The sequence below is a fragment of the Mesorhizobium sp. M7A.F.Ca.US.006.04.2.1 genome (assembly GCF_004022915.1).
Classification (GTDB): domain Bacteria; phylum Pseudomonadota; class Alphaproteobacteria; order Rhizobiales; family Rhizobiaceae; genus Mesorhizobium; species Mesorhizobium ciceri.
Genome location: NZ_RZQA01001625.1, coordinates 1 through 484, shown reverse-complemented (window position 1 = coordinate 484; position 484 = coordinate 1). Strand labels below are relative to the sequence as shown.

Annotated in this window: 1 protein-coding gene; it reads left to right on the top strand. The window is 63.6% G+C overall.

Going from position 1 to position 484, the window contains the following annotated elements; genetic code table 11:
* The coding region (locus EN925_RS39105) for a TOBE domain-containing protein (RefSeq protein WP_164894848.1) at nt 1-420 on the top strand (420 nt) is incomplete at its 5' end.
* Nucleotides 421-484: the final 64 nt, after the last annotated feature.

Here is a 484-nt window from a genome sequence, read left to right as displayed (position 1 = left end):
GCCCAGTTCATCGGCTCGCCGGCCATGAACATCCTGCCGGCGACCATCGAAAAGACCGGAAACCCGACCGTCGTCAGCCATGTCGGCGGACGCAAGGCGACCGTGCCGATTGCGACGCCGGCTTCGGCAAAGGGCGCTGCGGTGAGCTTTGGCGTGCGGCCGGAGGACCTGATCATCGCCAGCGGCGCGGACTATCTGTTCGAGGGGACGGTCGACTATGTCGAGCAACTCGGCGAGGTGCAGCTTGTCTATGTCGACATCGGCCGCGCCGATCTGCCGCTGGTGACCAAGCTGCCCGGCAATGTCGAGGTCAAGCGCGGCTCGACATTGCGGCTGAGCGCCAATGGCGAGGACCTGCATATCTTCGACGCGGATGGACGTTCTTTCGCGTTGCATGAAGTGGAAGCAAAGGCGGCTTAACCGCAATTGCCGTGTCAGGCACAAAAAAGAGCGGCGGGCCGGGCCCCCCGCTCTTTGACTTGGA